Source organism: Bartonella sp. MR168JLCBS, assembly GCF_042194175.1.
Genome location: NZ_JBHIMP010000058.1, coordinates 1,073 through 1,372, shown reverse-complemented (window position 1 = coordinate 1,372; position 300 = coordinate 1,073). Strand labels below are relative to the sequence as shown.

The 300-nt window shown below is 43.0% G+C and carries 1 protein-coding gene; it reads right to left on the bottom strand.

Annotation, left to right across the window (positions count from 1 at the left end; genetic code table 11):
- The coding region (locus tag ACFIK8_RS09020) for a biotin/lipoyl-binding protein (protein ID WP_375669226.1) at positions 1–300 on the bottom strand (300 nt) is incomplete at both ends.

The following is a 300-nucleotide window of genomic DNA, read 5'->3' as shown; positions in this document are numbered from 1 at the left end:
GGACGAACAACTGAACTCGCAGTATCATCAAAGCTTGACTTTTTGTGTCCAGGAAGAATATTGGAAAACGCTCGCAAACGGGCAAGTTCGGCTTCCGCTGTATTAATTTCTCCCTGTAAGAACTGAGCCTGCAACACAACGCTTGCAAGTTTTGCATTTTTTGAATCCAAAACAGCCTGTGCTCGTGCAAGTTGTTGGCGCAAGAGGGCATCATCGAGTTCAAATAAAAGCATTCCTTTTTCAACTCTTTGATAATCTTGAACATAAATCCGTGCAATCACACCAGAGATCTGTGAACTC